Here is a 15,060-nt window from a genome sequence, read left to right on the forward strand (position 1 = left end):
AGAGAGTCAATTGGAGAGTGAATGCGTAGAGTACTTGCATGCGAACGTACAAGCAAAACTTCTCACATTCAACTGCTAACGTTGATTAGGAGGTAATCTGATAGTGAAGCAAGAAAGACCAAATGTAGAAGAAATAAATATAAGTGAAGAAATGCGGACTTCCTTTCTCGATTATGCAATGAGTGTAATCGTATCTCGTGCGCTTCCCGATGTGCGTGACGGGTTAAAGCCTGTCCATCGCCGTATCTTGTATGCGATGCATGATCTTGGTATGCATGCGGACAAAGCATATAAAAAATCGGCACGGATTGTCGGGGAAGTTATCGGGAAGTATCATCCGCATGGTGACTCCGCTGTATACGAAGCGATGGTACGTATGGCTCAAGATTTTAGTCACCGGTATTTGCTCGTAGATGGGCATGGGAATTTTGGATCGGTAGATGGTGATTCAGCGGCAGCAATGCGGTATACGGAAGCAAAAATGTCTAAGCTGTCGATGGAGCTATTACGGGATATAAATAAAGATACGATTGATTATCAGGATAACTATGATGGTGCAGAAAGGGAACCAGTTGTATTCCCAGCAAGGTTTCCGAACTTACTCGTTAACGGATCCTCAGGAATTGCGGTAGGTATGGCAACGAACATTCCACCACACAATATAGGAGAAACGATTGATGCTGTACTTGCACTAAGTAAAGACCCGGAAATTACAGTCGAAGAATTAATGGAAAATCATATTCATGGCCCTGATTTTCCAACAGCAGGACTTATTCTTGGACGGAGCGGTATTCGCAAAGCATATGAAACAGGGCGTGGATCAATAACGATTCGCGCAAAGGTACATGTTGAAGAAAATAAAAATGGCACATCAACGATTATCGTTTCAGAGCTGCCTTATCAAGTGAACAAAGCTAAGTTAATTGAGAAAATTGCGGAGCATGTTCGCGAAAAACGAATTGAAGGTATTACCGACTTACGAGATGAATCCGATCGAAACGGTATGCGCATCGTAATGGAATTGCGCAGAGATGTAAATGCAAATGTTGTTTTAAATAATTTATATAAATATACATCCTTACAAACTACTTTTGGAATAAATATGCTCGCACTTGTCGATGGGCAGCCAAAAGTGCTGACGGTTAAAAAGTGTTTACAGCATTACCTCGATCACCAAAAGGTCATTATTACACGTCGAACAGCATTTGAGCTACGTAAAGCAGAAGCACGTGCACATATTTTAGAAGGGTTACGAATCGCACTTGATCATTTAGATGAAGTTATTACGCTTATTCGAAATTCTAAAACAACCGAAATTGCCCGCAGTGGCTTAATCGAGCGTTTTAAACTAAGCGAAAAACAAGCACAAGCAATTTTAGATATGCGTCTCCAGCGCCTTACAGGACTAGAACGCGAAAAGATTGAAACAGAATACAATGAATTAATCGAGCTCATTAAAGAGCTAAAAGCAATTTTGGCAGACGAGGAAAAAGTATTAGAAATTATTCGCGAAGAATTGACTGAAATTAAGGAACGGTTCAATGATGAACGACGCTCAGAAATTGTAATGGGTGGCGTTGACTTCTTTGAGGATGAAGACTTGATTCCAGAAGAAAATATCGTCATTACACTGACCCATCAAGGCTATATTAAACGCCTTCCTTCCTCCACGTATCGAACACAAAACCGAGGTGGTCGCGGTATTCAAGGAATGGGAACGAATGAGGATGATTTTGTTGAGCATTTAGTATCTACATCGACACATAATACGGTATTGTTTTTTACAAACAAAGGGAAAGTCTATCGAGCTAAAGGCTATGAAATACCAGAGTTTGGTCGTACAGCTAAAGGCTTGCCTATTATAAATTTACTGCAAATAGAAAAAGATGAATGGATTAACGCAGTAATTACTGTGAAAGACTTTGTCGATGATTGGTACTTATTCTTTACAACGAAGCACGGCATATCGAAACGCTCTCCATTATCTCAGTTTGCCAATATACGTAAAGGCGGTTTAATTGCGGTTGGCCTACGAGATGAGGACGAACTTATATCTGTTCGTTTAACGGACGGTAATAAAGATATTATGATTGCAACAAAGCAAGGTTATTTAATTCGCTTTGAAGAAGAACAAGTGCGTTCCATGGGGAGGACGGCTGCTGGCGTTCGTGGGATTACCTTACGTGAAGAAGATGAAGTTGTTTCAATGGAGATTTTAGAAAAGGATATGCAAGTCCTCCATGTAACGAATAAAGGTGTAGGAAAACGAACACCTGAAGAACAGTATCGTAAAACAAATCGTGGTGGAAAAGGTATATTTACATGTAAATTAACAGATGAGACCGGACATGTCGTTGCAGTGAAGGCAGTAACCGGTGAAGAAGATATGATGTTAATTACAGTCGCAGGTGTATTGATTCGTATCCCAGTAGACAGTATTTCTCAAACAGGACGGAATACGCAAGGTGTACGGCTTATACGCTTGCAAGCCGATGAAGAGGTTGCAACCGTTGCCCAAGTTAATCGTGAGGAAGAAACGGATGAAGTAGAAGAAGTTGAGAACGATGAGATAGAAGAATCGACAGAGAACGAAGAATAATAGATCTAATAAATAACGAGGTGATTCGATTAGCATGTAAAAAGCTGGAGAATCACCTTGTTTATCCTTCCTAATTTTTATAATATTTAAATTACATAGATGACTGTATGATGGGGGTGCAGGCTTGCAAGTTAATACAACGCAACTTACGACAGGATGTATATTGCTTAAAAGTGTTATAGGGCCAAGTGGCCGGCCAATCGTATTAGAAAATACAGTGCTTGCAGATGAGCATATTACGATATTAAAGAAATTTTTAATAGAATCCGTTCACGTCTCTCCGAAATTAGCAAATGGAGAGTTGTTTAAACCAAAAATGCAAGACGAAGCAGAACAAGTAGAAAAAATAAAACGACAGCACGTAGATGAAGAACTTACGTTAGCAGAACATTACCTTCAAGTTGTAGAACAATTTAAAAAAATGTATCATCAATGGCAGAACAACGTACCGATCGATATGCCTCAAGTACGGAAAATGATGCTCCCATTACTAATGCGGGTTGAACAATTTGGATCAGCTGTTTTTCGCCTACAGCAGTATTCTAATAAGCAGGACTACATATATCATCATTCTGTTTCTGTAGGCCTTTTATCAGCTTATATTGGTCAAAAAATGAATTTGTTGAAAAACGAGTGGTTGCAACTCGGGTTAGCAGGGGTATTAAGCGATAGTGGGATGGCAAAAATAAACACGTATTATATGGAAGACCGTCCATTGACATCGAGAGAATTTGATGAAGTAAAACAACATCCGATTTTTTCCTATCGACTAGTAGAAAAAATCCCAACGCTTTCTCAACAGGCGAAGCTAGCAATCTTACAACACCACGAGAGAATGGATGGTACAGGATACCCGTATCAGATGAAAGGAAACAAAATTCATCTATACGCACAAATTATTGCTGTGTGTGACACCTATCATGCGATGACTTGTGAGCGCATTTACGCAAAGAAAGCTTCCTCCTTTAAGGTAATTGAACAATTGCAAGGGAAGCAATTTTCAAGGCTTTCTCCTAAGGTAGTTTTGGTATTTATCGAAAGCTTAACAAACTTCTCAATCGGTACGCGCGTAAAGTTATCTAATGAAAAAGAAGGCGAAATCGTATTTATAAATAATAAACAACCGACAAGACCGATGATAAAGCTAACGGATAGTAGAGAAATAATTAGTTTAGAAAACAATATGAATCTTTACATTGAAGAAGCAATTGATGGATAAGCCGATAATCGAAATGATTTCAAATACAATTGCTATAATTAAACGATATGGTGTTGGATGTTAACCGAATGGCGATTGCTTTAGCAATTCGTAACCGATTAATAAAGGAACCTTTTTACGTGCAACTTGAAGATAATGAGCGATTAATGGGTAGTCGACATCCGACTTTGTACCTAATAGATCTCCCCACCATTCCGTTTCATAACGGCAAATCATACTTAAATTGTACAATATCAAATAATGGTTGATTGACTCCGAATAGACTTCGTACATATCGCGTGTAGAAGGAAAATAAATTTTGTCATTATCGTTATTAATTTTAAACGGTCCGCGTGCTTCGTTGACCGGGACGGTTAAGGTGATATGGATCTTCTCCTTGTCGGTAACAACCGTTCCAATTTGTGGTAAATATGGGCGAATACGCTGTATTAATGCTTCTGTCGTTAAATGATAGTGATCAAGAAGTCGTAGTGGGAAATGGATTTCTGTTGTCCCTAAGTTTCCTACTGCAACCATTCCTTGTTCTTTATTGTTAAAATGAAAAAACGTATTCAATTCTGGTATGCTGGCGAGTAACGCTTTCATATTCCATTTCGAAAGTGCTTGTTTTTTTATTCCGTAAACGTGTTCAGCAAAATAAGGAAACAACCCATTCTGCTGTGCTTTTACTTCATCATGAAGAAAAGTATACTGTTTCTTTTTTCTCCTTCTAGTAGAAACACCGTGCGCTAAAATTGAGGATGTTTCAGGATAGTTTGGTCGAATGGTTAGTACAATTGCTTTAATCAAATGCGTTAAGCCATAATAGTATAAAATTGGTTGAATAAAAGTTTCTGCCGTTTCCCCTGTTTTATAAAATTGACGCCCGTGCTGTAAGTAATATAGAAACCGATTACTGTTTTCGTAGCTCTTTAACGGTGCATCCTTCACTTTTCGTTTACTGTAGCAATGGAGCAAGTATTGCTGTGCTGTTTGCTGTGACTGTAAATAAGTTAGAAAGGTTACGATTTTATGTTTATCCAATGCTTATCCTCCCTTAAGTATCTCAATATTTCGAATCAATTTTCTTTTTATCGTAAACGCTTCACAAGTTGAAAAAAAGCACATGATAACGTATTGTAATTTACAATACATAAAACAAAAACCTTTAAGAAAATAATAAATTATGGTATAAGTGTAGCCAAAATATAAAGAATGTATCACTTGTTAAACGGTATCTGAATATTAAGGAGGATGAAAATGGAGGGTAAATTTGCTAAAGAAGGATTAACATTTGATGATGTATTACTCGTACCTGCAAAGTCAGAGGTGCTACCAAAGGACGTTTCTGTAAGTACAGAGTTGGCACCAAATTTAAAATTAAGTGCTCCTTTTATTAGCGCAGGGATGGATACAGTTACCGAAGCAGATATGGCGATAGCTATGGCAAGACAAGGCGGTTTCGGGGTCATTCATAAAAACATGCTTATCGAAGAACAAGCAGAAATGGTCGATCGCGTAAAACGGTCAGAAAGTGGTGTAATAACGAACCCATTCTTTCTCACTCCAGAACATCAAGTATTCGATGCAGAACACTTAATGGCTAAATTTAGAATATCAGGTGTTCCAATCGTAAATAACATTGAAGATCAGAAGCTTGTTGGAATTTTGACGAATCGCGATTTGCGTTTTATTGAGGATTATTCGATTTTAATTTCAGAAGTAATGACGAGCGAAAATTTAGTAACGGCAGCAGTAGGGACTACGTTGGAACAAGCGCAAAAGATTTTGCAAAAACACCGAATTGAAAAGCTGCCACTTGTTGACGAAGATAATGTATTAAGAGGGCTTATAACGATTAAAGATATCGAAAAGGTAATTGAGTATCCACATTCTGCAAAAGATGCACAAGGTCGATTAGTTGTAGGTGCAGCAGTTGGGGTAACAGGAGATTCTTTAAAACGAATTGACAAGCTTGTAGAAGCTGGTGTCGATGTGATCGTTATTGATACAGCACATGGGCATTCAAAAGGTGTGCTTGATCAAGTAAAGCAAGTTCGGTCATTATATCCCGACTTACCGATTATTGCTGGAAATGTAGCTACTGCAGAAGCGACAAAGGACTTAATTGAAGCTGGTGCATCCATTGTTAAGGTTGGTATTGGACCAGGTTCTATTTGTACGACTCGTGTCGTTGCTGGCATAGGAGTACCACAAATTACAGCGGTGTATGACTGTGCACAAGCAGCGGCTCCATATGGTGTTCCAATAGTTGCTGATGGGGGTATAAAGTTTTCTGGTGACATAGTGAAAGCATTAGCAGCAGGTGCGAGTGCTGTTATGCTAGGGAGTTTGTTTGCAGGTGTCACAGAAAGCCCGGGAGAAATGGAAATATTCCAAGGTAGACAATACAAGGTTTATCGGGGAATGGGTTCTCTAGGTGCGATGAAAGCGGGCTCTAAAGACCGATATTTCCAGGAATCTGATGATGTGAAAAAGCTTGTTCCAGAAGGTATTGAGGGACGAGTTGCATATAAAGGGTCACTGGCGAATACGATTCACCAATTACTAGGTGGATTAAGAGCGGGTATGGGGTATTGTGGTACACCAACACTTGAAGCGTTACGAAAAGATGGGCAATTTATACGCATAACAAACGCTGGATTAAAGGAAAGTCATCCACACGAAGTACAAATAACGAAAGAAGCTCCTAACTATCGCATTTAAACAATCATTTCGTATCCATTTACAATTAATACGATATTTATAATAGATTATAACGGAGGGATTAGGTGGAACTAATCCCTATCTTATTTTGGACAAGAGGATCTATTTGGACGGTATGCAATACATTTCTTTTCACATGAAGTGTACATAATCGTGTTCAGCGTAATTAACTGCTGAGATGGTGTAAAAAGCTTTCTTATCGCCTAGTCTATTTGTTATGTAGGCATTACTGGTAGGAAAAACGTATAAATTGGTAAATATATATTTTACAAAGGCAATTTTTCAATGTCTATTTTTGTGGTAAAATATCAGAGGATGCAATTATGGATATTGTATGTTTACATAATTGTAAAACTTTTACTTAAAAGGAAATAAGCGGAGGTAAAAAGATTGAAACAGAGCATAAAAAAAGGTGTTTTCGCAAGCTTTATCATAATGTTATTAACTTCATTTGTAGTTCAGCCAACTTTTGTACAAGCAGCAGAAACAGTAGATATAAATGCAGAGTCTGCTATTTTAGTTGATGCAAATAGCGGAAAGATTTTATACGAAAAAAACGCGGACGAAGCACTGCCTCCAGCTAGTATGACAAAAATGATGACCGAATACCTTGTCTGGGAAGCGATTGAAAAAGGAACGATAACGTGGGATGATACAACGCAAATAAGCGATGTACTTTATAAAGTGTCCGCAAACACGAGCTTTTCCGGGATCGGTTTACGACAAAATATAGATTACACCGTACGAGACTTGTATAACGCAATGGCAATTAACTCCGATAATGCAACGACAATGGCACTTGCGGAGCTGATAGCTGGTACAGAAGGTGAGTTCGTCAAAATGATGAACGCAAAAGCGGAGGAAATGGGATTGCCAGCAGCTAAATTTGTAAATTCCACTGGATTGGATAATAAATCGCTCGGCGAGCATTATCCAGAAGGTACGAATCCCGATGATACGAACTTGTTATCAGCTAAATCAGCTGCACTGCTTGGCTATCATTTAGTGACAGATTATCCGGAGTCATTAGATATTTCCAGTATTCCTGAAATTGAATTTGATGAGCAAATGATTCGCAACTGGAATTGGATGCTTCCTCATCAAGCAACTTTTTTAAAGCCTTATGTGTACGAAGGTGTTGATGGGCTAAAAACTGGTTTTACAGAAAAAGCTGGCTATTGCTTTACTGGAACAGCTGAACGAAATGGTAATCGCCTCATATCCGTAGTTATGAAAACAGCGAGTGAGGAAGAACGTTTTAAGGAAACGGCAAAATTGCTCGATTATGGGTTTACTCATTTTGAGTCAAAGGAATTGTTTAAAGCGGGCTACCAGGTAAAGGATCAAGCAACCCTTCCAGTTATAAAAGGAAAAAGTGACGAGGTAGAGATTGCGCTCAAGGATTCATTTACAGCACCGATAAAAAAAGGCGAAGAGGATAAATACACTTTACAATTCGAAATCGACCAAGCTAAGCTAAATAATGAAGGCGAATTAGAAGCTCCTGTTAAAAAGGGAGAAAAAGTAGGTACAGCAACTTTAATCTACGATGGCGATGCAGATAATGGATATATTATTGAAAAAGGTAATAATAAAATCGATGTTGTGACAACGAAAGCAGTAGAAAAGAAAAATTGGTTTATGATTATGCTTGGCTCCATTGGTGACTTCTTTCGTGGATTGGTCACTAGTATTGTAGATATGATTAAAGGCTTATTTTAATACGAAAATAGTTCATATTTGGTGAGGAATCGGATGGGTTAGCATACTGTTTGCATCCTTCCGCTAAATTGTCTAATATAATAGTAATGAAATACGAAAAGTAATGATGGGAAAAAGTAATTGTAGATTATTTTTTAGAGAGTCGATGGCTGGTGAAAATCGATAAAAATGTACAGTGAATCCGTCCCTGAACTAGTTTATGGAAATTGAGTAAATAAACTCGGATTTGTTCCGTTATCAACAGTGAGCCGGAAGATGATTCTTCAATCAGGGTGGCAACGCGGGTATACTCTCGTCCCTAGTTATAGGGCGGGAGTTTTTTGTATTTTTACGTATGTTCAAGCAGGCGAATATACGTACGATAGACTGCACCTAAAAATAACGGGTGGTTTGAAAATATAGGAGAAAGGCAAAAAAATAATTTAATAACTTTTAGGAGGAGAAGCCAATGTTAGATATAAAATTTTTACGAACAAATTTTGAAGAAATCACAAAAAAATTAGCTTATCGTGGAGAGGATTTATCAGAGCTAGATAAGTTTAGTGTATACGATGAACGAAGAAGAGCTTTAATTGCGGAAACAGAAAGCTTGAAAGCACAACGCAATGAGACTTCAAAACAAATATCGATACTGAAAAAGGAAAAGCAGGATGCTGCCGACGCAATTCATGAAATGCGCAAAGTAGGCGATCGTATTAAAGCGCTTGATACAGAGCTCACTGAAGTCCAACTTAAATTAGACAAAATTATGTATTCGATCCCAAACATACCTCATGAAAGTGTGCCTATTGGAGAAGATGAGGAAGACAATGTAGAGGTAAGAAAGTGGGGGACGATTCCTTCGTTCTCCTTTACTGCAAAGCCACACTGGGATGTTGCCTCTGACTTAGGCATTATTGACTTTGAGCGTGCTGCAAAGGTTACTGGCAGTCGATTTGTATTTTATAAAGGGTTAGGTGCACGACTGGAGCGGGCATTGTATAATTTTATGCTTGATTTGCATGTTGATGAACACGGATATGAAGAAATGCTTCCTCCGTATATTGTAAATCGAACAAGTATGACAGGTACTGGACAATTGCCGAAATTTGAAGAAGATGCATTTCGTATTGCTGATTGGGATTACTTTTTAATTCCAACTGCAGAAGTACCAGTAACGAATTTCCATCGAGATGAAATATTGAAAGAAAGCGACTTACCAAAAAAGTATACAGCATATAGCGCTTGCTTTCGCTCAGAGGCAGGATCAGCTGGAAGAGATACGCGTGGACTCATCCGTCAGCATCAGTTTAACAAAGTAGAACTTGTACATTTTTCAAAACCAGAGGATTCGTATGAAACGTTGGAGCAGTTAACGAAAACAGCAGAGAAGGTGTTGCAGCTTTTAAAACTGCCTTATCGCGTAATGAGTATGTGTACGGGAGATTTAGGCTTTACGGCTGCAAAAAAGTACGATATTGAAGTATGGATTCCAACACAGGAAACGTATCGAGAAATATCATCTTGCTCTAATTTTGAGGCTTTCCAAGCTAGAAGAGCAGGTATTCGTTACCGAAGAGAAGATAATGGTAAGCTTGACTATGTTCATACGTTAAATGGATCTGGGTTAGCTGTAGGTCGGACGGTAACTGCAATTTTAGAAAACTATCAACAAGAGGATGGTTCGGTAATAATCCCTGAAGTATTACGTCCATATATGGGCGGTAGATCTGTAATTAAGTAAACAATAGCTCCCGGAAACGTTGCACGGTTTTTTCGGGAGCGTAACTTGTTCCTTCGGTATATATTAACGGCCTATAAATAGTAAACGTACGTAGCTTTTACTTTTTCTGTAAAAGAGCGGAATGGATACACTGTTTTTCAAGCTGCTAAATATCCTTCTACAAATACTTTATTCATTTTTTTTACTTTACCAATTGACAAGCAAACGATAGTATTGTATATTATAAAATGTTGCTACGGAGGTATACCCAAGTCTGGCTGAAGGGATCGGTCTTGAAAACCGACAGGGGTGTCAAAGCCCGCGGGGGTTCGAATCCCTCTACCTCCTCCATTTATACAACACGATTACATATGTTAACCTTGGACGAGAGACAGCACGATGTCTCTTATCCGAGGTTTTATTATTTTGGTTCTTTGTCAAATGACGTTACTGATGTTACTTAAGTCGAGGAATAGTATTAATTAAGTAGAACAAAAACATGAAAGCTTGCGCTCTTATTTCGCTGACTTGCACTACAGCCGACAGCTTTCTGCGGTTACTGCCTTAGCTTCTGTAGCTCCTCTATCCGAGTCGCTACAGTGATCTTCGGACGCGTGCTATTTCCGCAGGAGTCCGTCGGCTTTTCGTTCCAGTCAGATTAAAGAGGGCTAATAGCCTTATTGTACACACTTTAATGCTGTTTAATATGCATTGACGTGTGTTTCTTTATGTTTCTGTACTGTATTTTTTTCTACAGGTTTTCGCTTGAAATAAAGTGTAATTCGATTTTTATCATTCGTGAAGCTTCTGTAACAATAAGCGTATCGACAAGTGATTTCCCTCACATTTCCCTACCAAAAAGTAATGTGATTTTTCTACATCAACATCATATTTTCTACAACCATTATTTTCCGTTTTCGGACTAGCGTGTGGAAAATCAAGGATGGTCTTTAGAATGAGCGGATGAAAGATGCAAGGATCTTATGGGTATGGGAGGCTCACCAATTGCCCGCCCAAAGCGAGTATATTTCATAAGCAGCAATGGTAGAATTTTTTTGTTATTCATTAGAAGGACTTGTTTGAAAAAGCTTGACAAAATTGAACGAACAGCATATATTCAAAATACAATTATAAACTGAGATGTAGACTATGAGCAGGCCAGTAAATTATTGTTTGAACAAAAGAGAATGGGATTCACCGGCTGAAAGATCCCTTTGTGAGCAAACATAATTGAACCTACCTGGGAGTCGTTAGCGAAAAACTAACCGCAGCTGGCTGCGTTAACAAAGAAAGTGGGCAATGTATATTGCCAAATTAGGTGGTACCGCGGATTTGAACCTCATTCCGTCCTTTTTAAGGATGGAATGAGGTTTTTTTAATGAATTATAAAAAAATGCTTTTAGAGAGGATATGTACACATGTTTGGAAAGATTTCTTTCATCGGAGCTGGCTCTATGGCGGAGTCAATAATTGCAGGATTGTTAAATAAGGATTTTATTCAAAGTGAAAATATATGTGTTACAAATAAAGATAATCAAGAACGACTAAATCGACTTAAAAAACGATATAATATTTACGGCACAATGGAAAAAGAAGAAGTCATCCGAGATGCAAGTATAATAATTTTGTCAACAAAGCCTTATGATATTAAAGAAGCGGTACAATCGATAAAGGAATATATTCAGCCAAATCAACTCCTTATTTCAGTTATTGCTGGCGTATCGACTGATTACATCGCCTCCTTATTTGATCAGGATGTTCCAGTCATTCGAGCGATGCCGAATACGTCTGCTACGATTGGCCATTCTGCAACAGCTGTTTCGAAAGGGAAGCATGCAACGAATGAACAGTTGGAAAAAGCGTTGGCTCTATTTACCGCTATCGGTACAGCTACTACTGTTGACGAAGAAGATATGCACATTGTAACTGGGATTTCTGGCAGTGGGCCTGCATATATTTATTATTTAGTAGAAGCAATGGAAAAAGCTGCAGTTGAGTCTGGCTTAGACGCAAAAACAGCAAAGGAACTTATAACTCAAACGGTAGTAGGTGCCGGAGAAATGCTTCAGCAGGTTGAGGAACCTGTCGAAATTTTACGTGAAAACATTACGAGCCCAAATGGTACAACGGAAGCAGGAATTAAAACGCTTGATCGGTATGATTTTCATAAAACAATTATCGAATGTGTGAAAAGCGCTAGAGACCGATCGATTGAATTAGGGGGAGAGTAGCGATCAAACTTAGAGTTTATTGTGTTCTCCGTATGTATAGGTTGATCAGCGCGTTTAAAATTACTACCAGCTTAAATGTTCATACTATCAATTAACTAGTTAAATATATTGGTCTTACGGATGAACGGATGAACAAATAAGAAAAATTTACCCCGCTTTGTTTTATAAAAATAATCGTTGCCCACCGTCCAAAAAATGGACGGTGGGCTCTAGAAGGAGAGGACCATGCCATGTCCGCCAATAACGTGTCTATCCGTTACGTTAAGACGGTTCTATTCCTGCATTATGAAGCTACTTAAGTAACTTTATTAATATTGAAGCCATTGTCCAATAATAGCCAGTTTTGTGGAAAAGCGAGTCCTAGCTTCCAATAGGCAATGCCACGTAATTTCAATTCGTTTATTAAATCAAACTTAGCTTGAATCGATCGCGCATCTTCAAACCAAACCTCATGCTGCATTCCTGCTTCATCGTAATATGTGAAGAACGGTGCTTGGGCAACCGGATCAAATGCTATTGCTGCATTTTGTTCACGAGCAACCGTTATCGCTTGTTGTGGGCTTAAAGCACGTGCTAACTTTCCTCCGGGAACAAAAGGAAGCGTCCAATCGTAGCCATACAAATTCTGTCCTAGCACTATTTTGTTTGCAGGCATTTCCGATAAAGCGTACGTAACTACTTTTCGGACTTCGTTAATGGGGGATACAGCTAACGGCGGACCAGCACTATAGCCCCACTCATATGTCATTAATACAACGAAATCAACAATTTCACCATGTGCTTTATAATCATGCGCCTCATATAAAATACCTTTTTGGTCTACACTTGTCTTTGGTGCTAGCGCAGTAGAGAGCAAAAGACCTGCTTGCTGGAATCTTTCTTTTGCTTTACGTAACAAATTGTTATAAGCTTCCTTATCTGCAGGTGGAATAAATTCAAAATCAAAATGTACTTCTTTAAAGCCGATAGAAGCAGCTGTGTTTACAATATTGTCGAGCATATTATTTTGTACCGCCTGTACGGTCAAAATAATATGCGCTAATTCACTGCTGAAAGCACCCTCCTCTAAATTACTGACGACAAGCGTTAAAGCAGTAGAGTTTGTATTCGCAATTTCTTTAAAGCGATTTAAAGGAGGTGCAGTTAGGCTACCGTCCCGATTGACCCGATAATTAAATGGAGCTAAATAAGTGAGAAGGGGTGCACTTTTTTCAGCCGCATTTTCTAATGTCGGAGAAACATTATTTCCAAGAGGTTCAATATATCCTAAAGACGTAATCGTACGTTTTTCTTGTGGCGGTATGTATATACGTAAACCGGGTGAAAGAGGCGCATTTAATGGAATGTTATTTATTTGTGCCAGTTGTTCAGCAGTACTATTAAACTGAAGAGCTATAGAAAACAAGCTATCTCCAGGCTGAACAAAATAAAATTGGCCTACAATTGGAACAACGAGCGTCTGTCCTACTACTAGGTTTGGTGTATTCAACTCGTTAGCTTCTGTTATCGCATTAATAGACGAGCCATACGTATTCGCAATGGAAAACAATGTGTCGCCTTGTTTAACGACATGAATTTGCAAAAAAATCCCTCCTTTTAAACAATATGCTACTTAAAATGTATGAAATTGCTTGTAAATATATACCTGCATGAACGATTTTGTTTCGCATCACATCTGGTTTATTTTTGTGTATAATAAAAATAAAATTATAAAAGTAGTGATAAGCAATGGATGAAAAATGGATGCTTGCAGCAATAGAGGAAGCGAAAAAGGCTTCTGTCATTGGAGAAGTTCCGATTGGTGCAGTGATTGTACATAATGATGAAATAATCGCTTCTGGGTATAATGTACGTGAACATACACAACAAACACTTTCACATGCAGAACTGCTTGCTATTCAAGAGGCCAATCAAATTATTGGAAGCTGGCGGCTTGAAGAATGCACACTTTATGTGACACTTGAGCCATGTCCAATGTGTGCCGGAGCTATTGTACAATCACGACTGAGTCGGGTCGTTTACGGCGCATCGGATCCAAAAGCAGGCTGTGCAGGCACGTTGATGAATTTATTGAATGAGCGTCGTTTTAATCATCAGGTTGAAATGAAAAGTGGCGTGCTTAAAGAGGAATGCGGTTCGCTGCTGACAGATTTTTTTCGGGAATTGAGAAAGCGGAAAGATGAATAACATTTCCGGATAGGAATTGTTGTATGCTTATTAAAATGCAACAATAAAAAACCTTTAAATGAAGAAGATATGCAATAAATTATATTTGAAAACAACTTTTTTACCTTTATTTACAATTGCATTTTGTTTAATGAATAGTTATAATTGAGAGTGCCGTGCTAGATGGGGAGGTAGCGGTGCCCTATAACTTGCAATCCGCTATAGCAAGATTGAATTCCCGTCCGAGGTGAGGCGACTTTAAGGTCTGCCTTAAGGAATTGGTGTTGACGTTCAGGTCCTGCGCAACAGGAACCCATGAACCCTGTCAGGTCCGGAAGGAAGCAGCAGTAAGTGGTCATTCTTGTGTGCCGCAGGGCTACCTGGACTGAGCCATGAACTTAAGTAACGCTTAGGGACGTCACATCGAAGACGGGTGCACGGTATACATATAAAGGTATAGCTTCTGGAAATCTTCCAGTAAAAAAGACAGGTTTTCCATTTGGTAGGAAACATAGCCTGTCTTTTTTTGTGCTTTTTACCTCCTTATATGGCTCTAAAATATATGTTGGGGTATAGAAAAAATTCAGCAAAATAAAAGCACGCAAACTCCAAAATTTGTTAGACTTGTTTTAACGACAAAACAAACACAAAAGGAGTTGCGTGTAAGTGAATTTTAACATTTCTTTACCAGGTTTAGAAGCATTTCACATCAAAA

Annotated in this window: 9 protein-coding genes, 1 tRNA gene, 1 other RNA gene and 2 other annotated features; of the genes, 9 read left to right on the top strand and 2 right to left on the bottom strand. The window is 38.6% G+C overall.

The genetic code is table 11. From position 1 onward, the window contains the following. The first annotated feature begins 151 nt into the window (after positions 1 to 151). Together gyrA and ACLIBH_RS08780 are read left to right on the top strand one after the other, a co-directional pair. A complete protein-coding gene (gene gyrA / locus ACLIBH_RS08775) occupies positions 152 to 2,599 on the top strand; it encodes a DNA gyrase subunit A (protein ID WP_439316340.1) in 2,448 nt (815 codons plus the stop codon). Between the two features lie 124 nt (positions 2,600 to 2,723). Then, positions 2,724 to 3,818 carry an HD-GYP domain-containing protein gene (locus ACLIBH_RS08780; protein WP_439316329.1) on the top strand — a complete coding sequence of 365 codons (1,095 nt, stop codon included), beginning with the start codon at positions 2,724 to 2,726 and terminating at the stop codon, positions 3,816 to 3,818. Positions 3,819 to 3,878: 60 nt separating this feature from the next. On the opposite strand, the gene ACLIBH_RS08785 is transcribed toward ACLIBH_RS08780, so the two are convergent. Next, positions 3,879 to 4,841 carry a YaaC family protein gene (locus tag ACLIBH_RS08785; RefSeq protein WP_439316330.1) on the bottom strand — a complete coding sequence of 321 codons (963 nt, stop codon included), beginning with the start codon at positions 4,839 to 4,841 and terminating at the stop codon, positions 3,879 to 3,881. A gap of 216 nt (positions 4,842 to 5,057) precedes the next feature. Between ACLIBH_RS08785 and guaB the strand changes: the two genes are divergently transcribed. The 5 genes from guaB (at position 5,058) to proC (ending at position 12,179) form a co-directional block, all read left to right on the top strand. Then, a complete protein-coding gene (gene guaB / locus ACLIBH_RS08790) occupies positions 5,058 to 6,524 on the top strand; it encodes an IMP dehydrogenase (RefSeq protein ID WP_439316331.1) in 1,467 nt (488 codons plus the stop codon). 390 nt (positions 6,525 to 6,914) lie between these two features. Beyond that, entirely contained in the window at positions 6,915 to 8,246 is a 1,332-nt protein-coding gene (locus ACLIBH_RS08795; protein WP_439316332.1) for a D-alanyl-D-alanine carboxypeptidase family protein, read from the top strand. 94 nt (positions 8,247 to 8,340) lie between these two features. Beyond that, positions 8,341 to 8,549 (top strand) — a binding site (T-box leader). Positions 8,550 to 8,694: 145 nt separating this feature from the next. Then, on the top strand, positions 8,695 to 9,969 hold the full coding sequence (serS, locus tag ACLIBH_RS08800) for a serine--tRNA ligase (RefSeq protein WP_439316333.1): 1,275 nt from the start codon (positions 8,695 to 8,697) through the stop codon (positions 9,967 to 9,969). Between the two features lie 237 nt (positions 9,970 to 10,206). Then, positions 10,207 to 10,299 (top strand) — tRNA-Ser (locus ACLIBH_RS08805). A gap of 789 nt (positions 10,300 to 11,088) precedes the next feature. Beyond that, positions 11,089 to 11,303: a binding site (T-box leader), on the top strand. Positions 11,304 to 11,366: 63 nt separating this feature from the next. After that, positions 11,367 to 12,179 carry a pyrroline-5-carboxylate reductase gene (proC, locus tag ACLIBH_RS08810; protein WP_439316334.1) on the top strand — a complete coding sequence of 271 codons (813 nt, stop codon included), beginning with the start codon at positions 11,367 to 11,369 and terminating at the stop codon, positions 12,177 to 12,179. 295 nt (positions 12,180 to 12,474) lie between these two features. Here proC and ACLIBH_RS08815 read toward each other — a convergent pair whose 3' ends face one another. Beyond that, positions 12,475 to 13,761 carry a LysM peptidoglycan-binding domain-containing protein gene (locus ACLIBH_RS08815; RefSeq protein ID WP_439316335.1) on the bottom strand — a complete coding sequence of 429 codons (1,287 nt, stop codon included), beginning with the start codon at positions 13,759 to 13,761 and terminating at the stop codon, positions 12,475 to 12,477. Between the two features lie 146 nt (positions 13,762 to 13,907). On the opposite strand from ACLIBH_RS08815, the gene tadA reads away from it, so the two are divergent. Further along, entirely contained in the window at positions 13,908 to 14,366 is a 459-nt protein-coding gene (gene tadA / locus ACLIBH_RS08820; protein ID WP_439316336.1) for a tRNA adenosine(34) deaminase TadA, read from the top strand. Positions 14,367 to 14,519: 153 nt separating this feature from the next. Then, positions 14,520 to 14,786: signal recognition particle sRNA large type (gene ffs / locus ACLIBH_RS08825), an RNA gene on the top strand. The last annotated feature ends 274 nt before the right edge of the window (positions 14,787 to 15,060 follow it).

It is taken from the genome of Virgibacillus sp. W0430 (assembly GCF_051846935.1).
GTDB lineage: Bacteria > Bacillota > Bacilli > Bacillales > Amphibacillaceae > JBPYCR01.

What these genes read in the sequence shown, in the direction of transcription:
- proC (WP_439316334.1), top strand. Translation starts at nt 11,367, where the DNA reads ATGTTTGGAAAGATTTCTTTCATCGGAGCTGGCTCTATGGCGGAGTCA.
- guaB (WP_439316331.1), top strand. Translation starts at nt 5,058, where the DNA reads ATGGAGGGTAAATTTGCTAAAGAAGGATTAACATTTGATGATGTATTA.
- gyrA (WP_439316340.1), top strand. Translation starts at nt 152, where the DNA reads ATGCGGACTTCCTTTCTCGATTATGCAATGAGTGTAATCGTATCTCGT.
- serS (WP_439316333.1), top strand. Translation starts at nt 8,695, where the DNA reads ATGTTAGATATAAAATTTTTACGAACAAATTTTGAAGAAATCACAAAA.
- tadA (WP_439316336.1), top strand. Translation starts at nt 13,908, where the DNA reads ATGGATGAAAAATGGATGCTTGCAGCAATAGAGGAAGCGAAAAAGGCT.